An 18,170-nucleotide genomic window follows, 5' to 3' on the forward strand; every position below is an offset into this window, starting at 1 on the left:
AGCAACAAATCCCCAATCCGAATTTTTTCATAATTCCATTCGTGGCAACGGGCTGACGTCCTGGCCGACGAATTCGTTTTGTTGATATTTAAAGTACGCCGCCATGGCAATCATAGCGGCGTTGTCGGTGCAGTACTCAAACTTCGGAATAAATACTTGCCAGCCCTGCTCTGCTCCAAGCGTCAGTAAACTGGTTCTCAGTCCACTATTGGCCGATACACCCCCGGCAATAGCGATCTGGCGAATACCGGTTTCGCGCACCGCCTTTGTCAGTTTTTTCAGCAGCATCTGAATCAGAGTGTGCTGAATACTGGCGCAAATATCGTTCAGATTATCGGCCACAAATGTTGGACTCTTCCGCGTTTGGTCGCGAAGGAAATACATGATCGCCGTTTTGATTCCACTAAACGAAAAGTCCAGATCGGGCATGTCGGTTAGTGGAAATGGATACGCCAGCGAATTACCCAGTTTGGCATATTTATCGATCAACGGACCGCCGGGATAGGGCAACCCCAGGAGTTTGGCCGATTTATCGAAGGCTTCGCCCACGGCATCGTCCTGTGTCTGGCCAATCACGTGCATATCGAGCGGACCATCTACACGCACAAGCTGGGTATGTCCACCGCTGACTGTCAGGCAGATAAACGGAAATTCAGGTACGTTCTGGTCAGGTACGTCTTTGATAAAATGAGCCAGTACGTGCGCCTGCATGTGGTTCACCTCGATGAGCGGGATATTCAGTCCCAGGGCGAACGCTTTGGCAAACGACGCGCCGACAAGCAGGGAGCCTAGCAAGCCCGGTCCGCGCGTGAACGCAATGGCCGACAGGTCGGTTTTGGCTACTTTTGCCTCTGCCAGCGCCTGCTCGACGACCAGCACAATATGCTGCTGATGCGCCCGTGATGCCAGTTCAGGCACCACTCCGCCGTAGCGTTCGTGAATTAACTGAGCAGCAATGATATTCGACAGCACCCGGCCATCGGTTAAAACCGAAGCCGACGTTTCGTCGCAGGATGATTCAATAGCAAGCAGTGTCATTGGGGCAAAATTAGTCCAATGTTTAATGTCTACCGTCTAAAGTTGCGCTGCGGCACGGCGAACTTGTTGATAGCCGCACAACTTTAGACAGTAGACATTAAACTTACAAAACGCCCATGCCCTACATCGCCCAACTTGCCCTCGTTGTTGCTGATTACGACGAGGCCATTCGTTTTTACGTCGATAAGCTAAACTTCACGCTGGTTGAGGATACGCCGCTCAGCGACACCAAACGTTGGGTACGTATTTCGCCGCCGGGGTCGCCAACGGACGGGCCGGGTTGCCAGCTATTACTGGCAAAGGCGACTGACGATGAGCAGCATAGCCGGGTTGGCAATCAGACAGGTGGGCGCGTATTTTTATTTCTGAACACCGACGACTTCTGGCGTGACTTCGACCAAATGACCCGAAAAGGCATTCAGTTTGTACGGGAACCCACCGAGCAACCCTACGGAATCGTGGCCGTTTTTGCCGACCTATACGGCAATTTATGGGATCTGATCGGTCCAACCGTATCCGCTAAAAATTGAGCAGTAAAAGCATGTAACGAAAAGCCCACTTTTACCGTTTAAATGGCAGTTCCTAAACTATGAGGCTCGTTTTTGGTCGAAACAAAAAAGCCAACCCGATCTGCCCTACCCTTATCACCCTTAATGCGGTCATTTGTTCACATACTCCTGAAAACGATACTGCTGGTATTTCTGGCTTTTGTAACGCTTTGGGTCATGTTGCAGTTACCGCCCGTACAAACGTATATTGTACAGCGCGCAGCTAAGTGGGCAACCGAAAAGCTGGGCATGCAGGTGAACATCGGGCAGGCATCGATCAAATGGTTCGACACCCTGACGCTGGAGGATGTCCGGATTCGGGATTACCAGAACCGGCCCATGATTAATATAGGGCGGCTGGAAGTCGATTATAACCTCGGCAATTTTGTTGATTTCACCCCGTTGCCCGAGTGGCTGACGACCCTCTTTTTGAAACCGGGCGCTCAACTCCATAAGCCGACCAGTGCTACCCATCTGGACGAAGTGGTGCTGTACAAGCCGAACGTACAGCTCATTTACAGCCCCAAAACCGGCGATCTGAACCTCGACGATTTCATTTCGGCCATTGAACGGCTCACGTCTGATCCCGCTACCATCAACGTACATAGCGACATGCACGCGCCTTTCACCATTGGCAAGGTGGCGGTGGTGGATGGCTTTTTTTCAATGGACGACCCGCGCGAGGCGTACATGAAGAATCCGAAAGATTTCGATTACAACCACCTCCGGCTTTCGGCCATCAACGGCGACGTAACCAATTTCCTGGTCCTGGGCGACACCATTGCGCTCGACGTGACCAAGCTGCGCACCGTTGATCGGCAAACGGGCCTGACCGTGAAGCGAATGGACACGAAATTCATGTATTCGTCCAGGAAAATGGAGTTTGCCAACCTGTATATGTCGGTGAATAACTCCGTGATCCGCGATTATGTGGCCTTTCTGTATAACACCCAGAGCGATATGGGGGATTTCAACACGAAGGTGGCCATACGAGCCAATTTTGGCAATAGCATCATCCGCTCGGCCGATCTGGGAGCGTTCAGCGAATACGTTCGGAACCTGAACGAAACGTGGTTTCTGAGCGGGAACCTGCGTGGGCGCGTGGTTGATCTGAGCCTGGTGAACACGAATCTGCGCTTTGGTCCGCAGGGGCGCAGTCGGTTAGTTGGTGATCTGGCCTTCAAAGGATTACCCGACATGGATCACCTGCTGGTAGACCTTCACTTTAAGCCTTCGCTGGTAACTATGGCCGACATCCGGCAGTATTACCCCGATCCCGCCTTCAACCAGACAATGGCCAAAGTGGGTACGTTGGCTTTCAACGCCAATTTCACCGGTGCCTTCGATGACTTTACAACGGATGGTCAGTTTAGTTCGGCGCTGGGCCGGGTAGCGGGAAAACTCAAACTGAAAATCGCCGATCAGCCCGACCAGACAACCTACGAAGCCGATCTGACAGCCGACAATTTTCAGGTAGGTGAACTGATTGGCCAGCCAGGCGAATCCACGCCGGGTACGTTGCAGGCAATTGATGGGCATGGCCGCCTGGCAGGCCGTGGTACGGATATCAGCCGCGCCCAGGCCGATGTTGACGGGCAGTTTGCGCGGGTTGGTTTTGGCGGGTACGATTATAAAAACCTGGTTGTTCACGGCAACCTGCAAAAAGCGTATTTCAATGGTCATGTGGCCCTGCGCGACCCCAACGCCAAACTGAACCTGGATGGTGAATTTGATCTGCGTGGCTCTAAAAATCAGTTTGATGTACGGGGCACCGTGCAACAAGCCGACCTACGCGCCCTTGGCTACACACGTGACTCCTTGACCATCAGCACGAATATAAATGCGGTGCTGGAAGGCAATTCGGTTGATCAGTTAGCCGGCAATGCTCATTTTGGCAATGCATTTCTGACGTTGAACGGCCGTAACCTGGCCATCGATACGCTCTCGGTGGTGTCGACTATTGAGGGCGCACAAAGCCGGTATCTGAACATCGACTCTGATTTTCTGTCGGCACGGCTACAGGGTAATTACCAGCCTAACCGCACCATTGCCGATTTGGCCAGGCTCGCCGATGAGTACAAACTTTACTTTGCCGGTGATGCCGCTGGCCGTAAAGACTATTATGCAGAAAAGCTGGTTCGGTCGCTTCGCGAGAAGCCTGCTCCCTACCATATCGACTACCTGATGTCTGTTCGGGACGCTCGACCGCTGTTAACCTTCCTGAACATGCCTGCGTATGTAGCCGCTGGGACCCGGCTGGTTGGGCGCTACAACGCGGACAATACGCAGTTTATCACGGCCAATGTAACAACCGACTCGTTGCGGGTGGCCGATTACGCCTTTGGCCCAACCGAACTGGACCTGACTACCTCGAAATTCACTAATTCAGAGGAAGTGCTGGCGTCGGCGGTGCTCTCGTCGGCCCGGCAGAAATTAGGCGGGCTGGCCCCCACCCAGAACCTCAACATCGATGCTTCCTGGGATGTGGACCATATCGATTTTACGAGTAGCGTTGCCCAGACAGGTACGTCGAATCAGGCTGATCTAAACGGGGAACTGCGCTTTAAAGGCGACGCCATCGACCTTACCTTCCGCCAGTCGAAACTACGGCTGCTGGACACCGACTGGACATTGAACCCAGCTAGTCTGGTGCGGATGGTGGGTAATGAGTTCACGTTGCAGAACGTGACCATTTCCAACCAGAACCAGTTTGTCACGGCGTCGGGCAATATATCGGCCGATTCGTCGGCGCGGCTCAATCTGGCGGCTCGCAGCTTTCAGCTCCGTTCGCTTAATCCCGTTCTGAACACGAATCTGGGCGGCGTTCTGAATGGCACGGTCGAACTGCGTAATCTCTATAAATCAGCGATTATCGAAAGCCAGTTGAATGTTACGGGTCTTGCCTACGAGAATGCCGTTATCGGCGACGTGATTGGCTCAGGCGCGTACGACCCAATCAATCAGCGCGTTAATGTAGATGCCCGCCTCATCCGTGACCAGACCGATGTGTTCACGCTCACAGGTACGTATACGCCGGGTTTAAAGGCGAACTCACTAGCCTTACGGGCTCAGTTCAACAATACCGAGCTCCGACTGGCCGAGCCATTTACGAAGGGGATTTTCTCCAATTTCGGTGGTACGCTGGTGGGTCAGGTAGCGATCAAAGGCACGCCTAAGGTGCCGGTTTTAAGCGGGTCGGTCGACATCAGGAAAGGGCGCACCACCTTTGATTATTTGAAAGCAGACCTGTTTTTTGATAATACCATTTTCTTCGGGGATAACGAAATTGTTACGCGGCGCATGGTACTGCGTGATGCAGATGGAAACACAGCCATTATTCGGGGCGGCGTTTACCACGACAATTTCAAGTTTTTCCAGCTTGGTTTCGATGCCGATTTGCAGAAGTTCCGCATCATGAATACCAGCGCGAAAGACAACGATGTTTTCTACGGGCAAGCGGTGATAACGGGTAAAGCTGAATTATTTGGTCCGCTCGATAACCTGACGGTGCAGGCCGACATGCGGAGCAACAAAGGCACACGCATCTACATTCCACTCGACGGAGCCGCCACGGTAAGCCAGCAGGACTACATCGAATTTGCCAGCCGCCGCACCGCCGCCAAAGACAGTGTCCATCAGTCGGTCGATCTGTCGGGGATCAAGATGGATTTCAAGTTCGACATTACGCCCGATGCGTACTGCGAAGTGCAGTTCGACCGGCAGTCGGGTGATATCATACGTACCTACGGTGAAGGGCGCATTGCCATGAACGTAGACACAAAGGGCGATTTCACCATGACAGGTACGTATGGTATCACACAGGGCGATTATACCTTCACGTTTCAGAATCTGCTGAACAAGAAGTTCACCATTCGACCCAACAGCCGCATCACGTGGACCGGCGACCCCTACGGTGCCCTGATCGACGTAACGGCGGCTTATACCCAGTTTACGGCATTGGGCGCGTTGTTGCCCACGTCAGGTACGTCGTCGAACATAACGAACAACTCACCTGACCGTACTCGCCGCTACCCGGTTGATCTGCTCATCAAGCTGACCGGCCAATTGACTACCCCCGACGTTGGGTTCGACCTGAAAGTAAAGGAGTACCCCGCTTCGTCGGAGTTTCGGCAGGCGGTCACGGCGTTTGAGAACCGGTTGCAAAGTAATGATCAGGAATTGACCAAGCAGGTAAGCAGCTTATTGATTTTCAATCAGTTGATTCCGGAAGGGTCTAATTTATTTAGCCAGGATGTACAAGGTGGAGTTGGTAATGCCCTGGGCGAAATTGTATCGAACCGATTAAGTCAGTTATTCTCCAACGTGGATGAAAAGCTGAACGTCGGCGTGTCGCTGGGAAATGTACTGGGCTCGGCAACGGGGACACAGGCCAGCGATAATTTGCTCAATAACCTGCAACTCCGCGTCTCGTACCGGCTGCTCAACGACCGCCTGCGCGTGAGCCGCGATGGCGGATTTACCTATGGCCAAAGTCAGGCAAGTGCGGCCAGCCTGCTCGGTGAATGGACGCTGGAATACTGGCTTACGCCCGACGGACGGCTGCGTGCCAAGATGTATAACCGCAATCAGCAAAGCGCGTTGGGATCGCTCAATCTCAGTTCGGCCACGCTAACAACCAGTGGTGGCGTAAGTGTCTTGTACACCCGGTCGTTCAACCGGCTGCTGTTTGGCGGCCCTAAAGAAGTGAAGCCCGGTATTCCTGTGCCTGAGCAGCCCGCACCGCCCACTACGGGTACACAGCCGCTGGCAACGCCACCCGCCACCACCGCCGATCTTTCGGGCAATCAGTAAGCAGTTGATCGCCGTTGGGTTACGGCACCAGTCTCCTTTCGTTGGCTCGTTAATCGTTTCGGGGGGAAACAAACGGCGGAAGATCGGGTTTTACTGCTACGAAAATCAATATCACTCAACGTCTTTTAATACACAAATCATGGCTTCACACGCATTGGATCAACGCCTGTTTGACCAAACGACCAACATCATTGGCGAAAACGACCCCTCAGCAATTTCTCCCACCGATGGGGTGAAGATCATCAACGGTTGGCTGAAAGTACTTGAAGGAACCGCCTCTACCGAACGGATTGAAACCAGGCTAAAGGAGTTGAACGGACAGTTGCAGCTTGCCAAACCGGACCCGGAGCGTATTCGTGATTTGCTGATGACCCTGGCCGACCACGTCTCCCAGCTAACGCAGGGAGGAGCTATTCAGGAGCAAACCGTCAATAAACTCGAAAACGTAGCCACCTCACTACGCCTCTTCGCCGAGCAGTTATAGCGATGCATTAAGCCGTTAGCCAAACCTATAAGGTTTCTTGAAACTATAAACCTTATAGGTTTGGCTAACGGCTTACTTCTCGCGCCCTACCGTGACCCGAACGGTATCAATACGCGTTCCCTGTACGGATTCAACGACAAATGAGTAAGGACCCATGTCGAACACCTCGCCTACGTTGGGCAGGTCTTCATTGATGGAGAGGATCAGGCCACCGAGGGTTTCGTAATCGCCTTCGGGCAATTCCCATCCGTATTTTTCGTTCAAATCGTCGATCTCGTGGCGGGCAGACAGCAGGTACGTTCGGTCGTCGAGTTGCTGTTCTACCCAGTCTTCGTTGACATCGTATTCATCCTGGATTTCGCCGAAGATCTGCTCCACAATATCTTCTACGGTGATCATACCGGCGGTTCCCCCAAACTCATCCACGACGAGCGCAATGCTTTTCCGCTCCGATAGAAACCGGATCAGCATGTCCTGAGCGGGCATAGTTTCGGGTACTGTGAGGATCGGCAGAAGAATGTCCTCGATTTGCTGAGGCTTTGTGAACAAGCCCAGGGCGTGGCAGTAGCCAATTACATCGTCGATACTGTCGCGATAAACCAGAATTTTAGAATGGCCGCTTTCCTGAAAAGCCAGCCGGAGTTCATCGATAGTTTCGTCGCTGGCTACGGCGGCTATTTCGGTGCGCGGCACCAGGCAATCACGTACCCGCACGTCGCGGAAACCAATGGCGTTGTTAAATATTTTGGCGTCTACCTGCCCGTCTTCTTCGGCATCGGCCGGGCTTTGGTTCAGATGTTGCAGGTAGTTATTCAGGTCGGTGAGCCCAAAAACGGGGCGCAGTTCAGCTACGTTTTGCCGCAGCACGTATTTATTAAACCGCCGGGCCGCACCAACCAGCACCCGCACCAGCGGCGCAATACCCTGATAAATAACCCAGAGCGGAACAGCCAGTTTTTCCAGAAATGCATCGGGATGAATGAGCGCCAGGCTCTTGGGCAGGTAATCGGCAAAAGGCAGAAAGATCAGCGTCAGGATCAGCGTTTCGATGGCCAGCAACGCAATCGGACTGTCGAAATCGCCGGGTAGCAATGCCTCCAGCCACGGATTCAAGGCAGTTACGCCCAGCACGGCATACAGCACCAGAAAGAGCGTATTGCCTGTCAGGGTGGTGCCAACAAACAGGATCGGGTTTTTCAGAAAGCGCGACACCAGCTTTTCGCCCAAAGGCCCCTGCTTACTGTGCAGATCAAAATAAAGCCGGTTTACCGATGAGTACGCCGTTTCGACAGCCGCAAAAATGCCGGTGGCAATCAACGCAAAAAGAGCACCGAATAAGAGAGAATAGGTCATATAAAGCGCTGCTACTTCTTCCCTTTCTTCTGGGCTTCCTGCTTCCGTTTGTCAATCATCTGCTTAATTGTTGGCGAAACGTCTTTATTTTTCTGTTGGTCGCGAATCCGAAAAAACTGAAACGCGAACAGGAAAACGACCGCCAATAATAGCAGGTCGTAACTGCCTGAGAACCCTACGCGTCGGATTTCGAGTATCCAGAGCAGTAACGCTCCAATAAAAGCACAGATAAATAGGGTGTCGCGGAGTTTCATTTCAGTTAACAATTACAATGAACAGGTATCAATATACCTGTATACTTTGCGGTATACTGATAACTGATCTGGTAGCTGGGTACGTTGATAACTGATCATTGATAACTGACAACTGACTTGCCTGCTTCTTTCTTCGCTTTCCCGTCCATCTTCCGGTTTTCGCGGTAACGGCGGAAAATAGCCATCAGGAAGCCAGCGACCAGCACCAGCGTTCCGATCCAGAGCAGGTTGATTAGTGGCTTTTCGGATGCTTTCATCACGATATAATCGCGCTGAGTCTGATTGGCAGCAAACGTGAACAGACCCGTTTTCGGATCAATGGTCTTCAGTTGAAGCCGGACACCAAGATCATCCGAAATATCGGCGGGGCTGGCAATAGCGCCATCACGAATGACAAAGGCCGGTTGCATTACTACTTCACGACCTTTGTAAAGCACACGTACCTGAGCTTTCACACCAACATCACTGGGCTTCATGTCGATGCCCTTCACTTCGGTGGTCTTGACCACATTGTCCAGAATGGCCACATAGTCATTCAGGAAGAATGTATCACGGATGGCAATCGAGTAGTTTTCGGTCTTACCCCAAATTGTCTCAGCGTTTGGGTCAGCTACCGACGACACGAATGTATACAGATCACGCCCTGCTTTGTGGCGAATATCGGGCGAAGCCAGCGTTCCCATCCGCTCATTGACCTGCGCCCGCGGATACAGCGAAAATACCTTTCCATCCGGCTCGCGGTATTCCACTTCGTAATAGATGTTTTCGGGATAGAGCGCCACAGTATCGCCTTTCTTGTGATACAGCTTCCCGTTCTGCGTCAGATCTTCCTGCGCAATGCCCCGGAAATCACCTTCAATTACTTCAACGGCCTTACGCGGAACGTACCCAGGCATATCGCGCACCTCCACATTCTGGCCGCGATAGGTCAGTTGATAGCCGCCCATCTGCTCCGACTGGTTCAGCCAGAGCAAGACGTTCTCTTTGTTCTCCTTGTTATCGTCTTTGGTAAATTCTTCCGACTTCGAGATCAGCAAACCACTGTTGTTGATCGACGTAACTTTTGAATAGCCTGATGAGAACAGAATACCGATCAGCATCAGGGCCATGCCCATATGCGCTACAGCACCGCCCGATAACCGGTAATTTCCCTGCAATACGCCCAGCAGAATAGCGCCGTTGGCCATGATGGCAAATACGGCCGTGGTCAGAAAGACCATGTAGATCGGATTCTTCACCCCGCCAAAGCCAATGATGGCCGCACTGACCAGCAGCGTCAGTACCAGCGGTGTCATCAACGTATTCAGGTTGTCCTTACCTGCTTTACGCCACCAGATATACTGGCCAACGCCAGTAAGCACGGCAATCAGGCTAAAGAACCAGATCTGAAACTTGTTATAATGAGCAATCTGATTGGTGGGCATGGCCAGATTAGACGCCTTACCAAACAACTCGGCCACTTTGCTATATACTGGAATCGACGTGGTTGAGAGCACCTGAAAACCAGCCAGACACAGTACGATAGCTCCTAAAAAGAGCCACAGTTCTTTGTTGTAGATCGACAGTTCCTGCTCATCACTGGGAATCAGCTTCCACTTCACCGCCATCAGGGCTACGGCCATCACGACGAACACCAGCAGATAAACCAGCAGTTGGCCCGACAAACCCAGGTCGGTAAACGAGTGTACGGAGGCGTTGCCCAGAATGCCGGAACGCGTCAGGAAGGTTGAGTAAAGAATCAGCAGAAACTGAGCTACCGTCAGGATAATGGCCATTTTCAGACCAGCCGAGCTGCGTTTGGCCGTCAGCATGGTGTGCATGGCCGCCACCATAACCAGCCAGGGTACATAGACTGCATTTTCGACTGGGTCCCAGTTCCAGTAACCGCCGAAGTTCAGCGTTTCGTAGGCCCAGTAGCCACCCATGATGATACCAACGCCCAGAATAACGCCGCCAACCAGCATCCAGGGTTGCGCAGGACGAATCCAGGCGAGGGGCTGATTACGCCACAGACCGGCAATGCAGTAGGCAAATGGCACCAGCGTAAGGGCAAATCCCAGGAAGAGCGTTGGCGGGTGAATTACCATCCAGTAGTTCTGGAGCAGTGGGTTCAGACCTTTTCCATCCTGAGGAATAAAATTGGGGTTCATGGTGAACACCGGCGCGTCGGGCATGGAATCTTTAAGCAGTAAAAACGGCGACGAACCTATTTTCACATCCCCAAAAACGACACCCAGAATCATGGACGCCAGGAACGCCTGCACCAGGGCAAAGACCGTGAGCATGGGTCCTTCCCAGGTTGACCCAGCCGTACGGGTCAGAATAATGCCCAGTACTGCGTTCCAGAACAGCCAGAGCAGGAAGCTTCCCTCCTGCCCTTCCCAGAAACACGAGATCATGTACTGAACGGGCAGCGCCAGCGACGAGTGGCTCCAGGCATACTGGTATTCAAACCGGTGATTATAGATGATCGAGAATAGGCAGGCAACCACACCAACAACCGCCACACCGTGAATGTAGAACGCCCCGCGAGCCAACCGTTTCCAGTGATTCTCATCGGCCGGGTACGTTGCCAGCGTCGTTTTCAGGTACGCAAATGTGGCTACCAGTGCCGTTACAAACGACAGGATAACGAACAGGTGACCCGTATTACCAATGGTTAATTCGTTCATAACATGTTAACTGGTGATGCGATCACGCCTCACGGGTTTCTCCTTTATGTGTGTCTTGCTTTGTATCATCAATCCAGGCATCTAACCGGCCAGACTCCATATCAATTACCAGTTGTTCGTCCCAGCGAGCCTGGTACAACTCTACGGCTTTGTCACGTACTTGGGCCAGCTCGTTAATGGATAACGCTTGCATGGCTACTTCGATTTCCTGTAAGCTCATAGTTTGGCCGTTGTTTTGGCTTCGTGTTCGGTTTCTTCCAGCTTACCGTCCTGATACTTCGAAGGGCATTTGAGCAGGATTTTCTGGGTCTGAAAATGATCGCCCCGCATAGCACCTACCACCACAATCTGTTCAGACCGGTCGAAATCCTGCGGCTTGGGGCTATTGTAAACGCATTTCTGAACATGGTTTTCGTTATCGACGAGGGTGAACTCGAAGTGGTTCGGGTCTAGCTGGGGCTGATAAAACAAGCCTTCTGCTCTACCAGAGGCGTCTTTCTTCAATTTGCCCACCACGTGTACCATGTCCTCGTCGCCCTCTTTGGCCATCGACATGGCCTTGCCGAAGGTGACGTATGAGCTTGAATCACCATAGGAGGTTATCACAATGCCAATGGCCACCGCGATAACGATAATGCCGATAATGTGTGAAAGTTTCATGTGTTAACTAAATGGTGCCAGGTAAAGCCTGCCCCGTAGAGCGGGGTTACCGGGCAATGGTTGTTGTAGTTTTGCCCGCGTTCCGCTGACTGTCTTTAACCTCCCGCTCCAGCTTCCCGATCTTACTGTCGAGCCGAACGAGGTACACGATGATACCGAAAAATACCGCCGCAATAACGGTCACGACTACCCAGATCTTTCCGTCGGCCCGGAGTTTGTCGGCCATCTCAACGGTCTGTTGAGCCATGCTTGTTTGCGCGATCAGCAAGAGGGTAAGTAACAGGCTGAAGCGGGGTAAAAAGGAGCGAGTCATGCGGTTGGTCAGAGGCGATGCCTCTCTATATTTCAACAAAGATACGGTGCGATTTATTCCATTAGTCGCTAAACCTTATGTGTAACATGGGCTTCAGGCCGTAGGCTGACAGCACTAGGTTTAGCGGGTTACTGGTAACAGGCTACGAGGCTACGGGCTAAAGCCCGTGTTACTCTTCCAGCGTAAGTTGCAAACGGCGGAGCCGTACCCTGAGTTGGGTGATCCAGACGCCGAGCAGCGTGAAGCCGATGATTGCCGGATAAAAGACCATTCGCATCTGGCTGTTCATATCATACTTACCAAATGCCGGATTACCGCCGTTGCCGGGGTGTAGCGTATCGGTCATTCGGGGCAGAATGAAAATCAGCGGAATGAATACGGCAAAGGCCAGGATGTTGTAAACCGCCGAGATGCGGGCGCGTCGCTGCTCATCGTCGAACGCACCACGTAGGATCAGGTACGCCATGTAGAGCATCATGCTGATCGCAACTCCATTTAGTTTTGGATCATTTGGCCAGGGATCGCCCCAGGTGTAATTCGCCCAGATTGAGCCGGTGACACACCCCAGAATCCCAAATAAAATGGCCGTATTGGCAAACTCAACCGATATCAGGTCATGGCCCAGATCGCCACTTCGTAAATAGCGGACGGCAAAGACCAACGACGTGAACATGAGCGTGATCATGCCAAACCAGAGCGGTACGTGAAAGTACACGTTGCGAATACTCTCGTTCAGGATGGGTTGACGGGGCGTTGGCCCCAGTAAGCCCCAGAATACCGTATACGTTAAAATGATGACCGCCAGGGCCTTCCACCAATTTGCTTTCATATAATTAGTAGTCATTAAATGGTCATTCGTGGTCATATACAGTCATTATGTTGTCAGTAAATGTCAAATCAGAAGAACAACAAATGACAACTAATGACCATAAATGACAATCAATGACGTTTTACTAACTCTTCCACAAAAACGGGAATAACAAGTAAGAAAGTGCCAGGACAATGGCGTCGATGGCAAGTATTGTTAACAGTTCATCACTACTGGCCGACCGGTCGAGGCCGTCCATTGCATTTTTAGCTACTTTCAGCAGTAGCAATAGCAAAGGTAACATCACCGGAAAGCTCAGGATAGCCATCAGCGTGGCCGAATTTTCTGCTTTGGCCGCAATGGCCGCTACCAACGTCAGGGAGGCCGCGAACCCAACAGCACCCAGCAACAGGCTACCTATATATAAGGGCACATCGTCGACAGGGGCACCCAGCACAAACGCGTAGACTGAAAAACCCAGCAACGCCAGCACCAGCATCAGGCCCGTATTGTAGATGATCTTGGCGACGATGATCTGTTGCGGGCTGGCCAGGGTGTAATAGTACAATTGCCGCCCGGCCCGTTCCTGCACAAATGTTTTGGCAATGGCGTTGATGGCCGTAAACAGTTGAATCAGCCAGAAAAGCGTGTTCCAGACAATAGGCGCTAACTGACCGCGACGGGCGTTGAAGCTCAGGTAACAGACAAAAACTGCCCCTACGATGTACAGCAACATGCCGTTGAGGGCATACCGCTGCCGCCATTCCAGCCGAAACTCTTTGCCGACCAACGCTCCGATTTGCACCAACGACTCACGCATAGGACCGCAAAAATACGCCACAATGCCCAAACCGCCCCTACTTTTGCGGCCATGACGCCTGATACTATTACGGTACTTACCCTCTGCTTTTTCTCTTTCCTGGCTGGCTTTATCGACTCTATCGTTGGCGGTGGCGGACTGGTTCAAACGCCCGCCATTCTGTTTAGCCTACCGCAATACCCGATTCCGACGTTGCTTGGCACCACCAAAATTCCCAGTGCGGTAGGTACGTTGCTGAGCGCCGTTCAGTACAGTCGGCGTGTCACCATTCATTGGTCGTTGCTGCTCCCGATGGCCATCACCGCTTTCGGCGCGGCACTTACCGGCTCCTGGACGCTGACCCACGTACCCAACACGTTCATGCGTCCGCTGGCGCTGGTGATTCTGATCACCATATTCATCTATACGCTCCTGAAACCCGAGTTTGGCCAACATGTAGAACGAACCATCAACCACCGCCAGCAATTGATCCGGGTGGTGTTGATGGCTATTGTTATCGGTTTTTACGACGGCTTTTTCGGACCCGGTACCGGCAGTTTTCTGGTGCTTGGGCTAGTTAGTCTGCTCGGGTTCGACTTTCTGCGGGCCAGTGCGCATGCCAAATGGGTCAATCTGGCAACCAATCTGGCCAGCCTCTGCTTTTTCGTCAGTAAAGGCATGGTGCTCTTTGCCGTAGCCATTCCGATGGCCATTGCTAACCTGCTGGGTTCTTTCCTGGGCGTGCGATTAGCCCTGCTCAAAGGAAACGGGTTCATCCGTGTGTTCTTCCTGTGCGTCATTGCAGCCACCATCCTGCGCTTCGCCTATGATCTGCTCCGAAGCTGATACGAACGCATGCTTTGAATGGGTATGCGGATTGGGCGGATGAAACAGATTTTCGGAGATTCTAGATTAAAATGAATTGGATCTGCTCGAGACCACGAATCCATTTGAAATCCCAAAATCTGCGTTAATCCGTTTCATCTGCCCAATCCGCGTACCTATCATCCAGAGATATGATTTTTATCATAGAATGGGTTGACGCAATTTTCTGGAAATCTCAACTTTTCGCCGTAATCTTGCGTTTGTTTAAATGAAGTCTAAATAAAGACACCATGAGCAATCGTACTGTTGCTGATTTAAAACCCGGCGAACGCGCCCGCATCAAGTCATTCAATGACCAGTGGGCCTCGATTAAGTTGCTCGAAATGGGTTGCCTGCCCGGCGAGGAAGTGTGTTTGCACTGCAAAGCCCCGATGGGCGACCCGATCTGCCTGAACGTGTCGGGCTACTGCCTGTCTATGCGCCGGGCCGAAGCCGCCACAATTATTGTTGAGTAGAACGGCCCTCCGGGTCGTGTGTTACCTTGGAAACGTCGCCCGTATTGGCTTTAGTTGGAAACCCCAACGCCGGTAAATCTTCCCTATTCAATCAGTTAACAGGTCTTCGTCAGAAAACCGGGAACTTCCCCGGTGTGACGATGGACAAAAAGTCGGGCACCGCCAGCCTGACGCCTCAGCTAGAGGCCACTGTGGTCGACCTGCCGGGAGTATACTCGATCTACCCCAAATCACCCGACGAACAAATCGTTACCGACATTCTGGCTAACCCCGCTCATCCCGACTACCCGGATGTGGCTGTGGTCGTGCTCGACGCCTCCAATCTGCGCCGTAACCTGCTGCTATTCACACAGGTTATGGACTTGCGGGTTCCGGTGGTGCTGGTACTAAATATGCTCGATGTGGCGCGGCAGCAACAGCAGGAAGTCAACGCCGTTCGGCTGTCGATGCGGCTGGGTATTCCCGTTGTGCGGGTCAATGCACGTACCGGCGACGGCATGGACTTGCTGAAGAAGGCCATCATTCAGCAGTTAGAAGAGCCTGTTTTGTCAGAAACGCTTTTTTTTGATCCTCAAACCGACCCCGTATTAGCCGAATCTGTGCATGGTGAACAGGTAGGTCTATTGGAGGAAACAAAGCAGCGGTACAACCTGACGAATAATTACCTGGCTCTTCAATACGTCATTCAGCACGACGGATTCACGTTTTTGAACAGACCGCAGCGTGAAGGCCTCGACGAACTGATTGCGAAGTACGAGTTCAGCGAACCCGCTTTCCAGGTACGTGAAACCATACGCCGATACGAGCTTATTTCTGGCGTAGTCACCGATGCCGTTACCGACAGCCGCCCGGTTGGCCAGTCCACCTGGAGTCAGCGCATTGATCGCGTGTTGCTGCACCCTATCTGGGGGTACGTTATTTTCACGCTGATCCTGCTGCTGGTCTTTCAGGCCATTTTCTCCTGGGCAACTCCCCTGGTCGATGCCATTGACGAAGGCGTCGCCTGGCTAAACGGTAGCCTGAAAGACGGCCTCCCCGATGGCCCGCTCACCGACTTGCTGACAGATGGCGTACTGGCCGGCATCGGTAGCATTCTGGTCTTCGTTCCGCCAATTGGCTTATTGTTCCTGCTCATTTCATTGCTTGAGGAGTCGGGTTACATGTCGCGGGTGATGGTACTGATGGACCGGATCATGCGCAAATTTGGTCTGAACGGACGAAGCGTGGTACCGCTGATTTCCGGGGCGGCCTGTGCCGTACCCGCCATCATGGCTACCCGCGCCATCGGCTCCCGCCGCGATCGGCTCATTACCATCCTGGTTACGCCCTTGATGAGTTGTTCGGCCCGCCTGCCCATCTACACCATCCTGATTGCGCTGGTTGTGCCCGACCGGCGGGTACTGGGCCTGTTTAACATGCAGGGTCTGGCCCTGATGAGCCTTTACCTGCTCGGCCTAGTTTCGGCATTGGCGGCGGCCTGGGTATTCAAGAAAATCTTAAAAACGAAGGAACGGAGCCTGTTCGTGATGGAACTCCCCACCTTCAAATGGCCTCGCTGGAACCACGTTGGCCTGACAGTCTGGGAAAGCGTCCGGTCGTTTGTCTGGGAAGCAGGCCGCGTCATTTTAGCCATTTCCATTGTGCTCTGGGTACTTGGCAGTTACGGCCCCGGCACCCAAATGGACGACGCAGAAACCCAGGTACGTTCCTCGATGGTGGGTAAGCCTTCCGATCAGATCGAGAATGCCATTGCCGCCCAACGCCTCGAATCATCGTATGCCGGTCATTTCGGTCACTTCATCGAACCAGCCATTAAACCGCTCGGCTACGACTGGAAAATCGGTGTGGCGTTGTTAGCTTCTTTTGCTGCCCGTGAAGTCTTCGTTGGAACAATGTCGACCATCTATAGCCTCGGCGCAGGTGATACTGGCGATGATACCACGATTCGCCAACGGCTTAAGGCCGAGCGCAATCCCGACACAGGCGGCCCGATGTATACCCCCGCCGTGGCCTGGTCGCTACTGGTGTTTTATGTCTTTGCCATGATGTGCATGAGCACGATCGCCACCACCTACCGGGAAACCAAAGGCTGGACATGGCCGATGGTGCAGCTTGGCTACATGAGCGTACTGGCCTACGCATCAGCCCTGATCACCTACCTGGTATTGCGGTAGGATAGTGAGTGCTACGAATTTCCCGATCGCTCCGGTAGCATAATCACATCCACACCTCGGAGACTACTGAACTTTTCATCAGCCGTCACCAGCGGGATTCCTGCCTCAATCGCTGAAGCACCAACAATAGCGTCCATTAATTTCAACCGTGTGGAAAGCCTGACTTTAACAGTTCGTTCTCTGATAGCGGGGGTCAGTTCTATTATATCGAAATAGGCCAGAAATTCGCGGATGAGCGTGCGCTCATTAGCGTTGATATCAGGTTTACACTGCATCTCCATCTCTGTAATCACAGAAATAGCCAACCGTTTATTCGACAGCAAGGCTACAACAGTCTCATCATTTTCCAGAAAACGAATCAGGGCGTTAGTGTCACAGAACAGGTCTTGCCTCATCAATCGTCGCTCCGTAGTTCACGCTGGAACTCAACTGCATTTTTCCCCCACGTCAATGCACCAGCAAACCGGCTAATGTCAAATGGTTTTGGCGCTACTTTCACTTTACCTAATACCTCTTTCAGTTGCTTTTGCGTCGGATTTTTTTTCAATCGGATTACCATAGCCGGTTAACTGTTGTTTACGTAAAAAAGCACTTAAAGCTACAAAAAATCAACGTACCTGATTCTTGGCTAACCGCTTTCCACCACCTACCGGGAAACCAAAGGCTGGACATGGCCGATGGTGCAGCTTGGCTACATGAGCGTATTGGCCTACGCATCAGCCCTGATCACCTACCTGGTATTGCGGTAATAAGCGGCGGAGTGTTACATTGGGTTCACTCTTAACCCACGTTGTTCATTCCTGTAAGTAGGTTAACTTTGCCTGTTTCTGTTCCTGTAGCGGCGAGGAGCATCCAAATCCAAGCTAACTGGATCAGCTCCTACGGCTACCACACCGTGCAGAAACAGCGGTTAGC

Annotated in this window: 17 protein-coding genes; 6 read left to right on the top strand and 11 right to left on the bottom strand. The window is 52.4% G+C overall.

Features of this window, described 5'->3' with window-relative positions; all coding sequences use genetic code 11:
* Positions 1–27: 27 nt before the first annotated feature.
* Positions 28–1,038, bottom strand: coding sequence for a tRNA (adenosine(37)-N6)-threonylcarbamoyltransferase complex transferase subunit TsaD (tsaD, locus tag ACFE8Q_RS23770; RefSeq protein ID WP_375447935.1), 1,011 nt, complete (start codon positions 1,036–1,038; stop codon positions 28–30).
* Between the two features lie 116 nt (positions 1,039–1,154).
* Here tsaD and ACFE8Q_RS23775 point away from each other — a divergent pair, with 116 nt between their 5' ends.
* The 3 genes from ACFE8Q_RS23775 to ACFE8Q_RS23785 all read left to right on the top strand — a co-directional run bounded on the left by ACFE8Q_RS23775 (position 1,155) and on the right by ACFE8Q_RS23785 (position 6,882).
* The gene (locus tag ACFE8Q_RS23775) at positions 1,155–1,568 is read left to right on the top strand and encodes a VOC family protein (protein ID WP_375447936.1); all 414 of its coding nucleotides are present in this window, start codon (positions 1,155–1,157) and stop codon (positions 1,566–1,568) included.
* Between the two features lie 123 nt (positions 1,569–1,691).
* A complete protein-coding gene (locus ACFE8Q_RS23780) occupies positions 1,692–6,398 on the top strand; it encodes a translocation/assembly module TamB domain-containing protein (protein ID WP_375447937.1) in 4,707 nt (1,568 codons plus the stop codon).
* A 139-nt stretch (positions 6,399–6,537) separates the two neighbouring features.
* Complete coding sequence (locus tag ACFE8Q_RS23785) at positions 6,538–6,882, top strand: hypothetical protein (RefSeq protein WP_375447938.1); 345 nt, start codon at positions 6,538–6,540, stop codon at positions 6,880–6,882.
* Between the two features lie 72 nt (positions 6,883–6,954).
* On the opposite strand, the gene ACFE8Q_RS23790 is transcribed toward ACFE8Q_RS23785, so the two are convergent.
* From ACFE8Q_RS23790 to ACFE8Q_RS23825, 8 genes are all read right to left on the bottom strand, one after another.
* Positions 6,955–8,235 carry a hemolysin family protein gene (locus ACFE8Q_RS23790; protein WP_375447939.1) on the bottom strand — a complete coding sequence of 427 codons (1,281 nt, stop codon included), beginning with the start codon at positions 8,233–8,235 and terminating at the stop codon, positions 6,955–6,957.
* Between the two features lie 11 nt (positions 8,236–8,246).
* Positions 8,247–8,489 carry a hypothetical protein gene (locus ACFE8Q_RS23795; protein WP_375447940.1) on the bottom strand — a complete coding sequence of 81 codons (243 nt, stop codon included), beginning with the start codon at positions 8,487–8,489 and terminating at the stop codon, positions 8,247–8,249.
* 95 nt (positions 8,490–8,584) lie between these two features.
* Positions 8,585–11,161 (bottom strand): cytochrome c biogenesis protein CcsA, encoded by a 2,577-nt coding sequence (ccsA, locus tag ACFE8Q_RS23800; RefSeq protein ID WP_375447941.1) that lies wholly within the window; start codon positions 11,159–11,161, stop codon positions 8,585–8,587.
* Positions 11,162–11,183: 22 nt separating this feature from the next.
* Positions 11,184–11,381, bottom strand: coding sequence for a hypothetical protein (locus tag ACFE8Q_RS23805; protein WP_375447942.1), 198 nt, complete (start codon positions 11,379–11,381; stop codon positions 11,184–11,186).
* Positions 11,378–11,821, bottom strand: coding sequence for a cytochrome c maturation protein CcmE (locus ACFE8Q_RS23810; RefSeq protein WP_375447943.1), 444 nt, complete (start codon positions 11,819–11,821; stop codon positions 11,378–11,380). Before ACFE8Q_RS23810 ends, ACFE8Q_RS23805 begins: the two co-directional genes overlap by 4 nt.
* 46 nt (positions 11,822–11,867) lie before the next feature.
* Positions 11,868–12,134: a CcmD family protein gene (locus ACFE8Q_RS23815; protein WP_375447944.1), complete on the bottom strand. Its 267-nt coding sequence runs from the start codon at positions 12,132–12,134 to the stop codon at positions 11,868–11,870.
* 169 nt (positions 12,135–12,303) lie between these two features.
* Positions 12,304–12,963, bottom strand: a complete 660-nt coding sequence (ccsA, locus tag ACFE8Q_RS23820) for a cytochrome c biogenesis protein CcsA (protein WP_375447945.1) — start codon at positions 12,961–12,963, stop codon at positions 12,304–12,306.
* Positions 12,964–13,087: 124 nt separating this feature from the next.
* The gene (locus ACFE8Q_RS23825; RefSeq protein WP_375447946.1) at positions 13,088–13,762 is read right to left on the bottom strand and encodes a heme exporter protein CcmB; all 675 of its coding nucleotides are present in this window, start codon (positions 13,760–13,762) and stop codon (positions 13,088–13,090) included.
* A gap of 51 nt (positions 13,763–13,813) precedes the next feature.
* Here ACFE8Q_RS23825 and ACFE8Q_RS23830 point away from each other — a divergent pair, with 51 nt between their 5' ends.
* The 3 genes from ACFE8Q_RS23830 to feoB all read left to right on the top strand — a co-directional run bounded on the left by ACFE8Q_RS23830 (position 13,814) and on the right by feoB (position 17,255).
* The gene (locus ACFE8Q_RS23830; RefSeq protein ID WP_375447947.1) at positions 13,814–14,587 is read left to right on the top strand and encodes a sulfite exporter TauE/SafE family protein; all 774 of its coding nucleotides are present in this window, start codon (positions 13,814–13,816) and stop codon (positions 14,585–14,587) included.
* Between the two features lie 269 nt (positions 14,588–14,856).
* A complete protein-coding gene (locus ACFE8Q_RS23835; RefSeq protein WP_085410544.1) occupies positions 14,857–15,081 on the top strand; it encodes a FeoA family protein in 225 nt (74 codons plus the stop codon).
* Between the two features lie 26 nt (positions 15,082–15,107).
* Positions 15,108–17,255: a ferrous iron transport protein B gene (gene feoB / locus ACFE8Q_RS23840; protein ID WP_375447948.1), complete on the top strand. Its 2,148-nt coding sequence runs from the start codon at positions 15,108–15,110 to the stop codon at positions 17,253–17,255.
* An 11-nt stretch (positions 17,256–17,266) separates the two neighbouring features.
* Here feoB and ACFE8Q_RS23845 read toward each other — a convergent pair whose 3' ends face one another.
* A complete protein-coding gene (locus ACFE8Q_RS23845; RefSeq protein ID WP_375447949.1) occupies positions 17,267–17,650 on the bottom strand; it encodes a type II toxin-antitoxin system VapC family toxin in 384 nt (127 codons plus the stop codon).
* On the bottom strand, positions 17,650–17,814 hold the full coding sequence (locus tag ACFE8Q_RS23850) for a hypothetical protein (protein ID WP_375447950.1): 165 nt from the start codon (positions 17,812–17,814) through the stop codon (positions 17,650–17,652). Before ACFE8Q_RS23850 ends, ACFE8Q_RS23845 begins: the two co-directional genes overlap by 1 nt.
* Positions 17,815–18,170 lie beyond the last annotated feature (356 nt).

Source organism: uncultured Fibrella sp. (assembly GCF_964250085.1).
GTDB lineage: Bacteria > Bacteroidota > Bacteroidia > Cytophagales > Spirosomataceae > Fibrella.

What these genes read in the sequence shown, in the direction of transcription:
- tsaD (WP_375447935.1), bottom strand. Translation starts at nt 1,038, where the DNA reads ATGACACTGCTTGCTATTGAATCATCCTGCGACGAAACGTCGGCTTCG.
- ACFE8Q_RS23775 (WP_375447936.1), top strand. Translation starts at nt 1,155, where the DNA reads ATGCCCTACATCGCCCAACTTGCCCTCGTTGTTGCTGATTACGACGAG.
- ACFE8Q_RS23780 (WP_375447937.1), top strand. Translation starts at nt 1,692, where the DNA reads ATGCGGTCATTTGTTCACATACTCCTGAAAACGATACTGCTGGTATTT.
- ACFE8Q_RS23785 (WP_375447938.1), top strand. Translation starts at nt 6,538, where the DNA reads ATGGCTTCACACGCATTGGATCAACGCCTGTTTGACCAAACGACCAAC.
- ACFE8Q_RS23790 (WP_375447939.1), bottom strand. Translation starts at nt 8,235, where the DNA reads ATGACCTATTCTCTCTTATTCGGTGCTCTTTTTGCGTTGATTGCCACC.
- ACFE8Q_RS23795 (WP_375447940.1), bottom strand. Translation starts at nt 8,489, where the DNA reads ATGAAACTCCGCGACACCCTATTTATCTGTGCTTTTATTGGAGCGTTA.
- ccsA (WP_375447941.1), bottom strand. Translation starts at nt 11,161, where the DNA reads ATGAACGAATTAACCATTGGTAATACGGGTCACCTGTTCGTTATCCTG.
- ACFE8Q_RS23805 (WP_375447942.1), bottom strand. Translation starts at nt 11,381, where the DNA reads ATGAGCTTACAGGAAATCGAAGTAGCCATGCAAGCGTTATCCATTAAC.
- ACFE8Q_RS23810 (WP_375447943.1), bottom strand. Translation starts at nt 11,821, where the DNA reads ATGAAACTTTCACACATTATCGGCATTATCGTTATCGCGGTGGCCATT.
- ACFE8Q_RS23815 (WP_375447944.1), bottom strand. Translation starts at nt 12,134, where the DNA reads ATGACTCGCTCCTTTTTACCCCGCTTCAGCCTGTTACTTACCCTCTTG.
- ccsA (WP_375447945.1), bottom strand. Translation starts at nt 12,963, where the DNA reads ATGAAAGCAAATTGGTGGAAGGCCCTGGCGGTCATCATTTTAACGTAT.
- ACFE8Q_RS23825 (WP_375447946.1), bottom strand. Translation starts at nt 13,762, where the DNA reads ATGCGTGAGTCGTTGGTGCAAATCGGAGCGTTGGTCGGCAAAGAGTTT.
- ACFE8Q_RS23830 (WP_375447947.1), top strand. Translation starts at nt 13,814, where the DNA reads ATGACGCCTGATACTATTACGGTACTTACCCTCTGCTTTTTCTCTTTC.
- ACFE8Q_RS23835 (WP_085410544.1), top strand. Translation starts at nt 14,857, where the DNA reads ATGAGCAATCGTACTGTTGCTGATTTAAAACCCGGCGAACGCGCCCGC.
- ACFE8Q_RS23845 (WP_375447949.1), bottom strand. Translation starts at nt 17,650, where the DNA reads ATGAGGCAAGACCTGTTCTGTGACACTAACGCCCTGATTCGTTTTCTG.
- ACFE8Q_RS23850 (WP_375447950.1), bottom strand. Translation starts at nt 17,814, where the DNA reads ATGGTAATCCGATTGAAAAAAAATCCGACGCAAAAGCAACTGAAAGAG.